General features: G+C 68.5%; 14 protein-coding genes. 13 read left to right on the top strand and 1 reads right to left on the bottom strand.

Annotated features, from left to right (window positions below; translation table 11 throughout):
- The first annotated feature begins 136 nt into the window (after positions 1-136).
- The 11 genes from AB0K73_RS14880 to AB0K73_RS14830 all read left to right on the top strand — a co-directional run bounded on the left by AB0K73_RS14880 (position 137) and on the right by AB0K73_RS14830 (position 11,635).
- The gene (locus AB0K73_RS14880) at positions 137-1,159 is read left to right on the top strand and encodes a LacI family DNA-binding transcriptional regulator (protein WP_360514436.1); all 1,023 of its coding nucleotides are present in this window, start codon (positions 137-139) and stop codon (positions 1,157-1,159) included.
- Between the two features lie 119 nt (positions 1,160-1,278).
- The gene (locus AB0K73_RS14875; RefSeq protein ID WP_360514433.1) at positions 1,279-2,592 is read left to right on the top strand and encodes a Xaa-Pro peptidase family protein; all 1,314 of its coding nucleotides are present in this window, start codon (positions 1,279-1,281) and stop codon (positions 2,590-2,592) included.
- 107 nt (positions 2,593-2,699) lie between these two features.
- Entirely contained in the window at positions 2,700-3,596 is an 897-nt protein-coding gene (locus AB0K73_RS14870; RefSeq protein WP_360514430.1) for a cupin domain-containing protein, read from the top strand.
- A 119-nt stretch (positions 3,597-3,715) separates the two neighbouring features.
- Positions 3,716-4,582, top strand: a complete 867-nt coding sequence (locus AB0K73_RS14865; RefSeq protein ID WP_360514427.1) for a branched-chain amino acid ABC transporter permease — start codon at positions 3,716-3,718, stop codon at positions 4,580-4,582.
- Positions 4,579-5,619 (top strand): branched-chain amino acid ABC transporter permease, encoded by a 1,041-nt coding sequence (locus AB0K73_RS14860; protein ID WP_360514424.1) that lies wholly within the window; start codon positions 4,579-4,581, stop codon positions 5,617-5,619. Before AB0K73_RS14865 ends, AB0K73_RS14860 begins: the two co-directional genes overlap by 4 nt.
- Complete coding sequence (locus tag AB0K73_RS14855; protein ID WP_360514421.1) at positions 5,616-6,914, top strand: ABC transporter substrate-binding protein; 1,299 nt, start codon at positions 5,616-5,618, stop codon at positions 6,912-6,914. Before AB0K73_RS14860 ends, AB0K73_RS14855 begins: the two co-directional genes overlap by 4 nt.
- Positions 6,915-6,917: 3 nt before the next feature.
- Positions 6,918-7,721 carry an ABC transporter ATP-binding protein gene (locus AB0K73_RS14850; RefSeq protein WP_360514418.1) on the top strand — a complete coding sequence of 268 codons (804 nt, stop codon included), beginning with the start codon at positions 6,918-6,920 and terminating at the stop codon, positions 7,719-7,721.
- Positions 7,718-8,434, top strand: coding sequence for an ABC transporter ATP-binding protein (locus tag AB0K73_RS14845; protein WP_360514415.1), 717 nt, complete (start codon positions 7,718-7,720; stop codon positions 8,432-8,434). Before AB0K73_RS14850 ends, AB0K73_RS14845 begins: the two co-directional genes overlap by 4 nt.
- Before the next feature lie 19 nt (positions 8,435-8,453).
- On the top strand, positions 8,454-10,103 hold the full coding sequence (locus tag AB0K73_RS14840) for an amidohydrolase (protein WP_360514412.1): 1,650 nt from the start codon (positions 8,454-8,456) through the stop codon (positions 10,101-10,103).
- Between the two features lie 30 nt (positions 10,104-10,133).
- The gene (locus AB0K73_RS14835; protein WP_360514409.1) at positions 10,134-10,598 is read left to right on the top strand and encodes a RidA family protein; all 465 of its coding nucleotides are present in this window, start codon (positions 10,134-10,136) and stop codon (positions 10,596-10,598) included.
- Between the two features lie 104 nt (positions 10,599-10,702).
- Positions 10,703-11,635, top strand: a complete 933-nt coding sequence (locus AB0K73_RS14830; protein ID WP_360514406.1) for an NAD(P)-dependent oxidoreductase — start codon at positions 10,703-10,705, stop codon at positions 11,633-11,635.
- A 5-nt stretch (positions 11,636-11,640) separates the two neighbouring features.
- On the opposite strand, the gene AB0K73_RS14825 is transcribed toward AB0K73_RS14830, so the two are convergent.
- Positions 11,641-12,336 carry a helix-turn-helix domain-containing protein gene (locus AB0K73_RS14825; RefSeq protein WP_360514403.1) on the bottom strand — a complete coding sequence of 232 codons (696 nt, stop codon included), beginning with the start codon at positions 12,334-12,336 and terminating at the stop codon, positions 11,641-11,643.
- A gap of 252 nt (positions 12,337-12,588) precedes the next feature.
- On the opposite strand from AB0K73_RS14825, the gene AB0K73_RS14820 reads away from it, so the two are divergent.
- On the top strand, positions 12,589-13,971 hold the full coding sequence (locus tag AB0K73_RS14820; protein ID WP_360514400.1) for a Xaa-Pro peptidase family protein: 1,383 nt from the start codon (positions 12,589-12,591) through the stop codon (positions 13,969-13,971).
- Positions 13,972-14,003: 32 nt separating this feature from the next.
- Positions 14,004-14,690 (top strand): enoyl-CoA hydratase/isomerase family protein, encoded by a 687-nt coding sequence (locus tag AB0K73_RS14815; RefSeq protein WP_360514397.1) that lies wholly within the window; start codon positions 14,004-14,006, stop codon positions 14,688-14,690.
- Positions 14,691-14,722 lie beyond the last annotated feature (32 nt).

Raw genomic sequence — 14,722 nt, 5'->3', positions numbered from 1 at the left:
TCGCGCGGCGTCGCCGGATGTCAATGCGGACGTGCCGTCCTGCGTCGAGTCGACACCATCCGGGTTGCGCGAAGTGCAATCGATTGTAGTCTGTCAAGCGATCACGGCCGGTGAGTGACGGTTGGACGGGGGAAGCGTGCCCAAGCGAGTGACGATCGATGACGTTGCACGCCACGCGGGGGTGCACAAGGCCACCGTGTCGCGCGCGCTGAACGCCCACACGCAGGCGCAGGTGAACGCCGAGACCGCGAAGCGGGTGCGGGAGGCGGCCCGCGAGCTCGGGTACGTGCCGAACTTCGTGGCGCGCGGACTGCGGCTGAACCACTCGATGACGGTCGGAGTGATCATCCCGGATGTCGCGAACCCGATCTTCCCCCCGATCATGCGCGGCATCGAGGAGTGCCTCCAGCCCCGCGGGTACACCGCGCTCCTCGCGAATACCGACGGTCAGGCCGCGGTCGAGGAGGCGGCCTTCCATTCGCTGCTGCAGCGCCGGGTCGACGGATTCATCGTCGCCACCGGACGACTCGACGACCAGCCGGTCATCGCCGGTGCATTCGGCGACGGCGTCCCCGTGGTGATGGTCAACCGGTGGGCGGGCTCCGCGCCGTATCCGGTCGTCACGGCCGACAACGAGCGGGGGATCCGAGCGGCCGTCGAGCACCTCCACGAGCTCGGCCATCGTCGGATCGCGCATCTTGCCGGGCCGGCCAACTTCTCCACCACCCGGCAACGAGCGGAGGCGTTCGAGGCGGTGATGGCATCCATGACGGATGTCGCCGCCTCGGTCCTGGAGGCCGGCGCGCTCTCCGCCGATGCGGGCGCCGCGGCGATGGACGAGCTCCTCACGCGCGCGTCGCCCCGGCCGACCGCGGTCATCGCTGCCAACGACCTGGTCGCGCTCGGCGCGATCCGGTCCCTCCGATCGCACGGCCTGCGATGTCCCGAGGACGTCTCGGTCGTCGGCTACAACGACATGCCCTTCGCCGCAGACTTCTGGCCGGCGCTCACGACCGTGCAGATCCCGCTTCGCGAGATCGGGGTGCAGGGGGCGCGGATGCTGCTCGACGCCATCGAGGCCGGCCATCAGGAGCCGGCGACCTTGACCCTTCCGGTCACGCTCGTCGTGCGCGGCTCGACGACGATCGCGCCCTCCTGACGACGGTTGACAAGCCGCCCGAGGCCGACCTAGCCTTGGCGCATCGGCGAGTGCAATCGATTGCACCCGTTCCGACCGCGGTCCAGCGCCGCGAACGCCCGACGAGACGAGGAAGTCCGATGGCAGCGAAGCACGAGCACGCCCACGATCAGGCCGGCCGCCGTTTCGAGCGGCCCTCACTTCGCCCGGCCGGCGTGCGTCCGTTGTCGGCTCCCGGCCAGCACGCCGTCGACTACGAGCACCGCGTCGACTTCGACCGGCTCCGCAACTACCGGCTCGACCGGGCGAAGGCGGCACTCGAGGCCAGCGACTGCGGCGCCTTCCTGCTGTTCGACTTCTACAACATCCGCTACACGACCCAGACGTGGATCGGCGGGGCGCTCGGCGACAAGATGATCCGGTACGCGCTCCTCATGCGCGGCCACGACCCGATCCTCTGGGACTTCGGCTCGGCGGTTCGCCATCACAAGCTCTACTCCGACTGGGTGCCCGACGAGAACTACCGAGCCGGCTTCCTGGGCTTCCGCGGGGCCGTCGACCCCGACGGGGCAGGACTCATGCGCGACGCGGTGACCGAGATCAAATCGCTGCTCACCGATGCGGGTCTCGCCGACGCGCCCCTCGGCCTCGACATCGTCGAACCTCCGTTGCTGTTCGAGCTGCAACGCCAGGGGCTGCGCGTCGCGGACGCCCAGCAGCGCATGATGGATGCCCGGGTGATCAAGTCGCAGGACGAGATCATCCTCCTGAACCAGGCGGCCGCCATGGTGGACGGGGTCTACCAGGACATCGTCGACGCCCTGAAGCCCGGTGTCCGCGAGAACGAGATCGTCGCACTCGCGAACAAGCGTCTCTACGAGTACGGCAGCGACCAGGTGGAGGCGATCAACGCGATCTCGGGGGAGCGGTGCAACCCGCATCCGCACAACTTCACCGACCGCATCATCCGGCCGGGGGATCAGGCCTTCTTCGACATCATCCACTCCTTCAACGGGTACCGGACCTGCTACTACCGCACCTTCTCCGTGGGGTGGGCGACCGAAAGCCAGAAGGACGCCTACAAGCAGGCGCGGGAGTGGATGGATGCGGCGATCGACGCCATCCGCCCCGGCGTCGGCAGTGATCAGGTCGCGGCGGTGCTGCCCAAGGCCACGGACTTCGGCTTCGAGAACGAGCTGGCTGCGTTCGGGCTGCAGTTCGCGCACGGGCTCGGACTGGGCCTGCACGAGCGCCCGATCATCTCGCGCCTGAACTCCATGAAGGATCCGGTCGAACTGCAGGCGGGCATGGTCTTCGCGATGGAGACGTACTGCCCGGCCTCCGACGGCTTCTCGGCGGCGAGGATCGAGGAGGAGGTCGTCGTCACCGAGTACGGAACGGAGATCCTCACGAAGTTCCCGGCGCAGGACCTCTTCATCGCGAACGAGTACTGACGCACCCTTGACATCGCGATCGAGAGACACTTTACTTTCGTGAAGCAGCACTGAACGTTTTCTCGCGCTGGGGCGACCCGTCACCGCAGCGCCCGGGAGGGGCATCGATGACGAGGTTCGTGGTCCGCCGCGGCGGCGAGGCCGACTACCGCTTGCCCGGCGCGGTTGCACCCGGCGCGGTCGGGATGACCCGGTGGCGCGCGGTCGGCGAGGACGACGGCGCCGCCCATACCGACTTCGGCATCACGCGCCTCGAGCCCGGTGGTTCGACCGCCACGCACGTGCACTCATTCGAGGAGAGCTTCAACGTGATCGAGGGCGAGGTGGTGCTCGCCACCGCCGAGGCGACGGTGCGACTCGTCGCCGGCGACTACGGCGTCATCCCCATCGGCGTTCCCCACGCCTGGCGGGCGGTCGACGACGCGACGGCGGCGGCATGGTCGGACCTGTTCACGCCGCCGGCACGCGAGCGCTACGGCTCCGACACCTATCGCGTCTCCGAGCTCCCGCGTGTGCCGCCCGTGCCGGTCGATGCCCGCGACCCGCGCACCCGGTCCTTCGGCAACATCACGCCCGAACACATGGACCCTCGCAAGCAGTCGCAGGAGCTCCTCGCCGTCTCGGGCAGCATGCGCACGGCGCTGCTCGTCTACACCGGCATCTCACTGAAGATGATGGTCGACTCCGACCTCGGCGCGACGCTCGGCACGATGTTCATGGTGCAGTACGCGCCCGACGGCGCCGCCGGACCGCATGACCACCCGCTCGAGGAGGCGTACCTGATCCTCGACGGCGAGGTGCATGCGACGTTCGACGGCCAGGAGTTCCTCCTGCGTCCGGGTGACATCGCCTGGGCCGGCGTCGGGTGCGTGCACTCCTTCTCGGCGACGGGAGCGGAGGTGCGCTGGCTCGAGACCCAGGCGCCGCAGATGCCCCCGCGTCACGCATATCGGTTCAGGCGCGACTGGGAGTACCTCGAAGGACGTCTGGAGGAGGAGCCGTGACGACGCCGCCCTGAAAATCTGTACAGTTCGACTTGACAGGTCCTGCAATCGATTGCTTGACTCTCATCACGAGACAGTGATCGCAGAACCGCCCCGACGACGTGGAAGGTTTGCACCCGGTGTTCGAACCCCTGTTCCTGCTGCAGCAAGCGCTCAACGGACTCAGCTTCGGTGCGCTGCTGTTCCTGCTCGCGAGCGGCCTCACCCTCGTGTTCGGGCTCATGCGCATCATCAACCTCGCGCACGGCGCCTTCTACATGGTGGGCGGCTACCTCGGCGTCGTGGTGGCAGGGCTCACCGGTAACCTGCTCCTCGGCATCCTCGCAGGCGTGGCCGTGGTCGCGGTCACCGCATTCCTCGTCGAGTTCGTCCTGCTCCGATTCGTGCGCGGTCAGGAGCTCCCCGAGGTCCTGCTCACCGTGGGCGTCTCGTTCGTGGTGGCCGACCTCTGCCTCGCGCTGTTCGGCGGCGACCCGTACACGCTGCCGTCGTCGGCGATGATCCAGGGCTCGATGACGATCGGCGGTCTCACCTACCCCACGTACCGCATCTTCGTCATCGGCGTCGCCATCGTCATCGGCGTCGCCCTCGCACTCGTGCAGACCCGCACGCGCGTCGGCGCGATCGTCCGGGCCGGCGTCGATGATCGCGAGATCATCTCCGCGATGGGCGTGAACATCAGGTGGGTGTTCACGGGCATGTTCGTGGTCGGCGCCGCCCTCGCGGCGATCGGGGGAACCATCGGCGCCGGCATCATCAGCGTTCGTCCCGGCATCCAGGACGACGTGCTGCTCTACGCGCTCGTCGTCGTGATCATCGGCGGACTCGGCAGCGTGCCCGGGGCGGCGGTCGGCAGCGTGCTCATCGGATTGATCGACGCGTTCGCGAAGGCCTGGATCCCAGACCTCGCGTACTTCACGATCTTCGCGCCCATGGCCCTCGTGCTGGTCCTCCGGCCCACCGGACTCTTCGGGAGGACCGCATGAACCGCTCCCGCATCGTCGGCGTGATCGCCATCGTCGCCCTGATCGGCGTCGGGGTCGCCCTTCCCTACCTCGGAACGACCGCGTACGTCATCTCGCTCGTGTCCACGATCATCATCGCCGGGATGCTGGCCGCCACGGTGAACTTCCTCGTGGGCGACGGCGGCATGGCCTCGCTCGGTCACGGCGGCATCGCCGCCGCCTCCGCATACGGTGCCGGCTGGGCATCGAAACAGGGCTTCGACCCCGGCATGCAGGTGGTGGTCGCCATCGGCGTCACGCTCGTCGTCTCCTTCGTCTACGGTTTGCTCTCCATGCGAACCAGCGGGATCTACTTCCTCATGGTCACCCTCGCGCTCGGCATGGTCGTCTACGGACTGGCCTACCGGCTGTCGACCGTCACGGGTGGTGAGAACGGGATCACCGGCATCCGGCGGCCGGAGTGGATCTTCGAGTACTGGACGTTCTACTACTTCATCCTGGGCGCATTCATCCTGACCACACTGCTGCTGTGGGTGGTGAGCCGCTCGCCGTTCGGCGCGAGCCTCCGCGGCATCCGTGACAGTGAGAGCCGTATGCGGAGCCTCGGCTACTCGGTTGCCTCCTACAAGCTCGCTGCCTTCATGATGTCGGGCACCCTCGCCGGGTTCGCCGGGCTCCTCGCCGTCTGGCACACCCACTTCGTCAGCCCGTCGGCGGCCGGCGTGCACCGGTCGGTGCTGCTCATCGTGATGGTCATCCTCGGCGGCGTCGGCACCGTGTTCGGGCCTCTCATCGGGGCCGCGATCGTGGTGCTCGTCGAGAACGTGCTCTCGAACTCCATCGAGCGCTGGCCCACCATCCTCGGCCTCATCTTCATCCTCGTGATCCTCTTCGCACGCGACGGGATCATGGGCAGTGCGGCCAAGCTGGTCCGCCGCATGCAGCGACGAGATCCGAGTCCACCGGATGACACCGCACCACCGCTCGGCGGGGCGGAAGAACCGATTCCACCAAGAGAAACAACGCAATCGCACGCATCGAGGAAGGAACTCCCATGAGATCAACCAAGACTCGGGCCCGGGGGCGATGGTCTGCCCTCGCCGGACTCGGCGCCGCCGCTGCACTCGTCCTCACAGCCTGCGCGCCTCCCGGGGCCGCGCCTGACGACGAGGGCGGTGGTGGCGGTGGTGGTGAGCAGGGCGGCACCCTGAAGGTCGGCTACATCTCGCCCATCACCGGCAACTTCGCCATCGCCGGCCAGGAGATGGTGGACGGCTGGAACCTCTACTGGGAGCTCAACGGCGACGAGGTCAACGGCGTCACCGTCGAGACGATCGTCGAGGACGACGCGGGCAACCCCGAGACGTCCCTCACCAAGGCGAAGAAGCTCGTGGAGCTCGACGAGGTCGACATCGTGGTGGGTCCGCTGCTCGCGAACACCGCCCTCGCGACCGCCGCCTACACCTCGAGCGTCGGCATCCCGAACCTGCACCCGGTCGCCGCCGCCGACGACCTCACCCAACGGTCGGCCAACGACCTCACGGTGCGCACCGGCTCGATGTCGGGCTCGCAGATGAACTACCCAGGTGGCAAGTGGGCTGCCGAGCAGGGCCACAAGACCGCGGTCACCCTCTGCCCCGACTACGCCTTCGGCTGGGAGTCCTGCGCGGGCTTCAAGCAGGGCTTCGAGGAGGAGGGCGGCGAGGTCGTCGCGCAGTACTGGTTCCCCAACGGCACCTCTGACTTCTCGACCTACGTGTCGCAGATCCAGTCGGCGAATGCGGATATCGCGTTCGTGGGCACCGCGGGTGGCGCGCCCGGACCCGACTTCCTGAAGAGCTACCTCGGGCTCGGCCTCGGCCAGTCGCAGCCGCTCCTCATGAACTGCTGCGGCATGGACCAGGCCACGCTCCGAGCACTCGGCAGCGAGATCGTGGGATTCAACTCGGTCAGCTGGTGGGCCGAAGGCCGTGACAGCGACACCGTTCGCGAGTTCTCGGAGGCGTACGGCGAGAACTTCGAGGGCAAGATCCCGTCGGCCAACGTGGCCGGTGGCTACATGACGGCGAGCCTGGTGGCCAAGGTGCTCGAGGAGAATGGCCTCGTCACGGGTGCCGACCTCGTCTCCGCGATCGCGGACACGACGTTCGACGACAGCATCTTCGGCGAGGTGTCGTTCGACGACTACAACAACTTCGTCGGTCCGGTGTACATCCGGGAGGTGCAGGAAGTCGACGGCAAGTACCTGAACGTGCCGATCGAGACCTACGAGAACGTCGACCAGTGGCTCGGCAAGGACCCCGAGGAGGCCCTCTCCCAGCCCACGTACTCGCAGAGCTTCCAAGGCGAGTAACGAGTGAGCACCGCGACGACGGCTTCGGCTCCGGGCCCGCAGGGGTCCGGGGCCGAGGCCCCCGCGCTCGTCATCTCCGATCTCGGGAAGCGATTCGGCGGTGTGCAGGCGGTCGACAACATCTCCCTCGAACTCGGCGCCTCAGAGCGGATCGGGGTCATCGGCCCGAACGGCGCGGGCAAGACCACGCTCTTCAAGGTCATCGCCGGCGACCTCCCGCCGACCACCGGCTCGGTCGAGATGTTCGGGCGCGACGTGACGCGCATGGGAACGGCACGACGTGCGCGGATGGGCGTGGGTCGTACCTTCCAGGTGTCCAACCTGTTCCGCGACATGTCGGTGCTCGACAACGTGCGCATCGCCGCGCGCGGCGGAAGCCCGAAGGCGCGCATCTTCTGGTGGCCGCAGCGTGCCACCGACGAGGTGTCGGAACGCGCGCGGGCCGCCCTCGAATCGGTCGGCCTCACCGGCCGCCGCGACGACCGGGTGTCCAACCTGTCGCACGGCGAGCAGCGTCAGCTCGAGATCGCCATGGCACTGGTCGGCGAGCCGAAGCTGCTGCTGCTCGACGAGCCCGCCGCCGGACTCTCGGCGGTCGAGCGGTCGACCCTCCGGCACCTGATCGAGGGGATCCCGCGAACACTGCCCATCCTCCTGATCGAGCACGACATGACGCTCGCCCTCGGCCTGACCGACCGGGTCATGTGCCTGGAGAACGGCCGCCACGTGGTGACCGGAACCCCTGACGAGGTCCGTGAGAACGAGACGGTCAAGGAGATCTACCTCGGAAGGCGCGGCAAGAAGTGACCCTCGAAGTGACCGACCTGCACGTCAACTACGCCACGGCGAAAGTGCTGCACGGTGTCGACCTCACCATCGCCGATGGCGAGAGCGTCGGCCTCATGGGTCGCAACGGCATGGGCAAGACGACGCTCGTGCGCGCCATCTGCGGCCTCCGCCCGCCGACGGTGGCGGCGGGGTCGATCGTCTTCGACGGTGTCGACCTCATGCACCGCACCAGCTTCCAGATCTCGCACGCGGGCATCGCGTTGGTGCCGCAGGGCCGTCGCGTGTTCGGTTCGCTCACGACCACCGAGAACCTCACGGTGGTGCCGCGCCGCAAGTCGCCCACCGCGGGCGAGCCCTGGACGGTGGAGCGGGTCTTCGACTTCTTCCCACGGCTCGCCGAGCGGTCGAAGTCGATGGCGCGGCTGCTCTCGGGCGGCGAGCAGCAGATGCTCGCGATCGGTCGCGCGCTGATGACGAATCCGAAGCTCCTCATCATGGACGAGCCGAGCGAGGGCCTCGCGCCGAGCGTCCTCGACGTGATCCAGGACCGCCTCGCCGAACTCAGTGCGTCGGGCCTGTCGATTCTCATCGCCGAGCAGAACGTCGATCTCGCCCTCGACGTCGCGACGCGTGTCGTCGTCATCGACGACACGGGCACCATCGCCTGGAGCGGCAGCTCCGAGGACTTGCGCGCCGACCCCGTCGCGCTCGAACGGCACCTGAGCATCTGATGAACGGGGAATCCTGGACATGCCGGCGGACGTGACTCCGGCGGGGGCGCTCCCGCTGGTCGACCTGGTGCTGCGCGGGGGCCGCATCTCGACGTTCGCCCAGCCGGGCGAAGGACGGGCCGAGGTCGAGGCGATCGCGATCGCCGGCGGTCGAGTCGTCGCGGTGGGAACCGACGCCGAGCTCTCGCGGCACGCAGAGCTCGCGGAACGGGTGATCGACCTCGGCGGGCGACGTGTGATCCCGGGGCTCAACGACTCCCACATCCACGCCGTGCGCGGCGGTGTCTCCTGGACGCGCACCGTGCATTGGGAGGACGTGCTCACGATCAGCGAGGGGCTCGATCGCCTTCGAGCGGATGCCTCACGCCGCAGCCCGGGGGAGTGGATCAGTGTCGTCGGCGGATGGCACTCGTCGCAGCTCGCAGAGCGGCGGGCCCCAACGCGCGCGGAGCTCGATGCCGTGACCTCCGACCATCCGGTCTACGTGCAGGAGGCGTACGACCTCGGCGTGCTGAACTCCGCGGGCCTCGCCGCGTGCGGCTGGGACGAGACCTCCGTCGACCCGCCCCGCGGACGGCTGGAACGCGACGCCGAGGGTCGGCTCACCGGTCGGATCTTCGGGGTCGGCGCGTTCTCGCTGCCGGTCGCACGCGCGGTCACTCCCGACCTCGCCGACGGCGAGGATGGGGTGCGTTCGATGTTCTCGATCTTCGCCCGGCACGGCCTGACCGGCGTCGTCGACGGTGGCGGGCTCCTGATGACCCCTCGCGACTACGACGCCGTCGCGAACGTGTGGCGGAGCGGCGAGCTCGACGTTCGCACGCGGCTCTTCATCTCGGCGTGGACGCGCGGTGGCGAGGTCGCGGACATCGATCAGCTCACGACGCTCGTGCAGCCCGGCATGGGCGACGGGATGCTGCGCATCGTCGGCGTCGGCGAGATCCCGCACCTGGGTTGTCACGACATGGAGGGGTTCGACCCGTTCGCGATGTCGGATGCGTCGTACGCCGAGCTCGTCGACATCGTCCGGCTCTGCGCGACGCGCGGCTGGCGAATGAGCATCCACGCCGTGCTCGACCAGACCCTCACCCGGATCCTCGACGCGTGGGAGGCGGTCGAGGAGGAGACCGGTCTCGTCGCCGGCCGGGGCTTCTCCATCGTGCACGCCGACGAGGCGTCGCGCGCGAACCTCGAGCGGATCGCGAGGCTGGGGGCGGGTGTGCTCGTGCAGAGCCGGATGGTCCTGAAGGGCGGCGACTACGTCGAGTCATGGGGCGAGGAGGCCACTCGCAACGCCCCGCCCATCGGCGACCTGCGCGAGTTGAAGATCCCCATCGCCGGCGGTACGGATGCCACGAGGGCGAACTGGTTCTCCCCGTGGGCGGCCATCTGGTGGCTGGTCACCGGCGGGACGCTCGACGGCGCGGGCGTGCGTGCGGAGCGTCATCGGATACCGCGTGAGGACGCGATCGCCGCGTTCACGCGCGACGCGGCGTGGTTCACCGGGGAATCCGACTCCCGCGGGCGACTTCTGCCCGGCTATGACGGCGACCTGTGCGTCCCGACGCTCGATCCATTCAGCTGCTCGGACGACGAGCTCCGCGACATCCTCAGCGACCTCACCGTGCTGGGCGGTCGCATCACCCACGACTCCGGCGCCGTCGCCTGAGCCGTTCCGCACCACGAAGAAGGAGGCAGCATGACCGAGATCCCCGCGCCCCGGCGAGTCGGGAACGCCGAGATCATCCACCACGAGGGCTACGACGGCACGATCGTCAGCCCGTTCGTGCCGGCAATCCGCACCGTCTCCAACGCGCGCCTCGTCTTCATCAGCGGCGTGACGGGCGCGCCGGTCTACCACGATCACCCGCACGTGCCCGAGGTGTTCGACTCGATGCCCACGGATGCGGCCGGCCAGGTGCGGAACGCGTTCGACCATCTCGACCTCGCGCTCAGGGCCGCCGGCTGCGAACGCCACGACGTCGTGAACATGATCCGGTTCTTCACCGACGTCGACGCCGACCAGGACGTCGTCAACCGGCACCAGGCCGAGTGGTTCGGCGGTCACATCCCCACGAGCACGACCGTGCAGGTGACCCGGCTCGCGACCGACCCGCGCCTGCGCTTCGAATTCCACGTCGTGGCAGCCGCCGCGGCATCCTGAGTCCGATCCGGGGAGGACAACCGGCCTCGGCCTCGTGCACGTTCAACTGCAAACGATTGCGAACCGCGTAGCGGCGGGCGCTCGACACTCGAAGGAGCATTTCCGTGACTGACACCAAACCGACCGTCGGATGGATCGGCGCCGGCCGAATGGGCTTCCAACTGGCCAAGCGGCTGCTCGACGCCGGCTATGACGTCGCCGTCTACAACCGGACCCGCGCAAAGGCCGAACCGCTCAGCGAATTCGGCGGGACGATCGTCGATCGCCCCATCGACCTCGCCGACCGCGGCATCGTGTTCAGCATGGTGTCGGCACCGAAGGACCTCGAGGAGGTCATGCTCGGCGACGGCGGGCTGCTGACCAACCCCGACACTGCGCCCGGCATCATTGCGGATGCGTCGACCGTCTCGGTCGAGATGAGCGAGAAGGTGCGCGCCGAGGCCGAGGCGCGCGGAGTGGGCTTCCTCGCCACCCCGGTCTCGGGGAACCCCAAGGTGATCGCCGTCGGGATGCTCACGGTCGCGGCATCCGGCCCGCGCGAGGTCTTCGAGGTCGCCGAGCCGCTGTTGCAGACCTGGGGGCGCGGCGTCACGTACGTGGGAGAGGGCGAGGCCGCGCGCATCGTCAAGATCGCCCACAACGTGTTCCTCGGCGTGGTCATCCAGTCCATGGCCGAGATCACGGTGCTCGCCGAGAAGGCCGGCGTCACGCGGGCGGATTTCCTCGCCTTCCTCAACGACTCGGTCATGGGCTCGGTGTTCTCCCGTTACAAGTCGCCGGCACTCGTCAATCTCGACTTCACGCCGACGTTCACGAACGTCCTCCTGCAGAAGGACTTCGACCTGGCGTTGCAGGCGGCGTACGAACTCGGGGTGGTCATGCCCGTCGCGAGCGTCACCCGCAACCTCGTGGCGCAGGAGGTCGGCAACGGCAACGTCGACCAGGACTTCGCCTCGCTCATCGTCACCGTGGCGAACGGATCAGGACTCGACATCGTGCCCGAGAACGTGCCGGTGAGCGACGGACTCGAGAACTGACGACGTCAGAGGCGATCCATCGCGCGCAGCACGTCGACCGCGGAGCCGAGCGAGCCGTCGTGCACCGCACGCGTGCCGGCTTGGTCGGGCATCGTGTCGGCGTGCTCCCGACGGCCGACCACGAACCACACCCCCCGCGCCGGTACGGTGCCCCGGTTGGAGTAGAGGTGCGGTCGCACGGAGTCGAAGTGGAGCGAGTCGCCGGCGCGCAGCACGTGTGTGTCGAACTCGAGCTGCATGGTGAGCTCGCCCTCGATGAGGTACCCGTACTCGACGCCGGCGTGGCGCATGAGCTTGCCCTCGATCGAGCTCGAGCCGCCGGGCTCGTAGGTGACGAGGAGCACGTCGACCGGACCTTCTTCGCCGACGGCGAGCCGCTCCCAGCGCACGCCGTTCTCCATCTCGAGCACGGGGTTGTCCTCGGCGCGTTGGATCGCCGAGCGTGACGCGGCGCTGAGGTAACGCGCCGCGCCTCGAGGCGTCGGGGCGGCTTCCTTCACCGCGACGCCCATCACGTCGTCGAGCGAGATGCCGAGGTGGTTGACGAGCGCGTACAGCGTCGAGACCGACGGCTGCGTCTTGCCGGTCTCGACCTGCGAGACGAGGCTCGCCGACACGCCGAGCGACTGGGCCACGCTGCGCAGGCTCATGCCGCGGCTCTTCCGGGCCTCGCGGAGTCTGAGGCCGATGTCTGTGGTCATGCGCACTCCTCGTGCCGTGGGGTCGACGTTGGTGCTCGAGTGGCAGGCGTCGCCGAGAGTTCATCGTCGTGGAACGAGGATACATCCAGTGTTCAGTGTCACTTGGACATTCAGGGATGAATTTCTCCGAATCACGCGAGACGCCCGCACTTCGTGGTGAAATTCGCGCCAACCGGCCGAACAGAATGTTCATCACCGCTGTACAATCGATCGCACACGCGACGGCCACCAGGCCCTGACCAAGGGGATTCGATGAAGAACACGGGTACGACTGGGACGAACGCGGTCGATTGGGAGGCGCGCGTCGACTTCGACCGTCTCCGCGACGATCGACTCGGCCGACTGAAGGCGGAGCTGGAGCGAAGCGACCTGGGCGCGGTGCTGGCGTTCGACTTCTCGAACATCCGCTACATGACTGCCACGCACATCGGCACCTGGGCGATGGACAAGCTGATCCGCTTCAGCCTGCTCACGCGCAACACCGATCCGATCTCGTGGGACTTCGGTTCGGCGGCGAAGCACCACAAGCTGTACAACCCGTGGCTCGATGTCACGTCGGCCGAGATGGACGCGGACCCGAACGCACCGCACGAGGGCGCGAAGCGGCCGCGACTCGAGTCCGGAGCACGGGCGGGCATCTCGACGCTGCGCGGCGCGTTCCCGCCCGACGCCGAGATCGCCGAAGGGGTCGCGAAGAAGGTCAAGCGCGAGCTCGAGAAGTTCGGGGTCGCCGACCAGCCGCTCGGCGTCGACGTCATCGAGCTTCCGATCCTCTTCGCGCTCCAGAAGGAGGGCATCCAGGTCGTCGACGGGCAGCAGGTCTTCATGGAGGCCCGGCGCATCAAGACCGGCGACGAGATCCGGCTGCTCACGCAGGCGGCATCGATGGTAGACGCCGCGTACGAGGAGTTGTACCGGTTCCTCCGCCCCGGCGTGCGCGAGAACGAGGCCGTGGGCCTCGTCGCGAAGACGCTGTACGACCTCGGCTCCGAGTACGTGGAGGGCGTGAACGCGATCTCAGGGGAGCGGTGCTCGCCGCACCCGCACGTGTTCTCCGACCGGCTGATCCGGCCGGGCGACCCCGCGTTCTTCGACATCCTGCACTCGTTCAACGGATACCGAACGTGCTACTACCGCACCTTCGCCGTGGGGTCGGCGAGCTCCGCGCAGCGCGACGCGTACGCCCGGGCACGCGAGTACATGGACCGGGCCATCGCGCTGGTGCGGCCCGGCGCGACCACGGCCGACATCTGCGCCGTGTGGCCGAAGGCGGAGGAGTTCGGCTTCGCCGACGAGGAGGCCGCGTTCGCCCTGCAGTACGGGCACGGCGTGGGCCTGTCGATCTGGGAGAAGCCGATCTTCTCGCGGCTGGTGTCGTTCGAGCATCCCGAGGTGCTTCAGGAGGGCATGGTCTTCGCCCTCGAGACGTACTGGCCGTCGGCCGACGGCTGGGGCGCGGCGCGCATCGAGGAGGAGGTCGTCGTCACCGCCGATGGATGCGAGGTGATCACGAAGTTCCCCGCCGAGGACCTGATCGTGGCCGGGCAGCGGTACTACGCCGTCGGCGGCCCGCTCTCGCTCGAGCGCGACTCCCAGTCGCACCTGAACACCACGTGGGGCCGCGGCGAGGGCTGAGGCCGAGCGAGGGCGACCCGGGAGGACAGCGGATGGCTGAGACACACGACGACATCGCCTACATCACGCTCGAGGGTGCGGGCCGCAACCTCCTGAATCCGCAGAGCATGGCGGCCACCGTGGAGGCGTTGCGCCGCGCCGATGCCGACGCTGATGTGACCGGCATCGCCATCACGGGCGCCGGCGACACGTTCTGCGGGGGACTCGACATCGAGGCGATCCGTGCCGGCGGCGACCCGGTGGAGTTCGCGGGCTCGCTCGTGGAACTCCTGAAGGTCTTCCCGAGGCTCTCGAAGCCCGTGGTCGCGGCCATCAACGGTGACGCGCTGGCATCGGGCGCCTCGATCGTGGCGGCGTGCGACTTCGCGGTCGCCGTGCCCACGGCGCGCGTCGGCACCTTCGAGGTGAGCGTCGGCGTCTGGCCGATGGTCGCGCAGGTGCCGCTCATCCAGCGCATCGGAGCGCGCGCCGCCATGGAGAACATCGGGTCGGGCGAACCGTTCACCGCGGAGCGAGCACGCGAGGTCGGACTCGTGAACGTGGTCGCCGAGGCATCCGACATCGACGACGTCGTGCGCACCTGGCTGGGGAACGCCGCGCGCGGCGGGGCCGCCGTCGCCGCCGGCCGCCCGGCGTTCTACGAGCTGGCCGAGCTGCCCTATGCCGACGCGCTCGACAGTGCCCTCGACCGGTTCGCGTCGATGTTCGAGAAGGACTGACACGCCTCGAACGATGGAGCCGGCAGCGGATG

Source organism: Agromyces sp. NPDC052230 (assembly GCF_040679595.1).
In the GTDB taxonomy this organism is placed as follows: Bacteria; Actinomycetota; Actinomycetes; order Actinomycetales; family Microbacteriaceae; genus Agromyces.
This window is presented reverse-complemented; position numbering and strand designations above follow the sequence as displayed.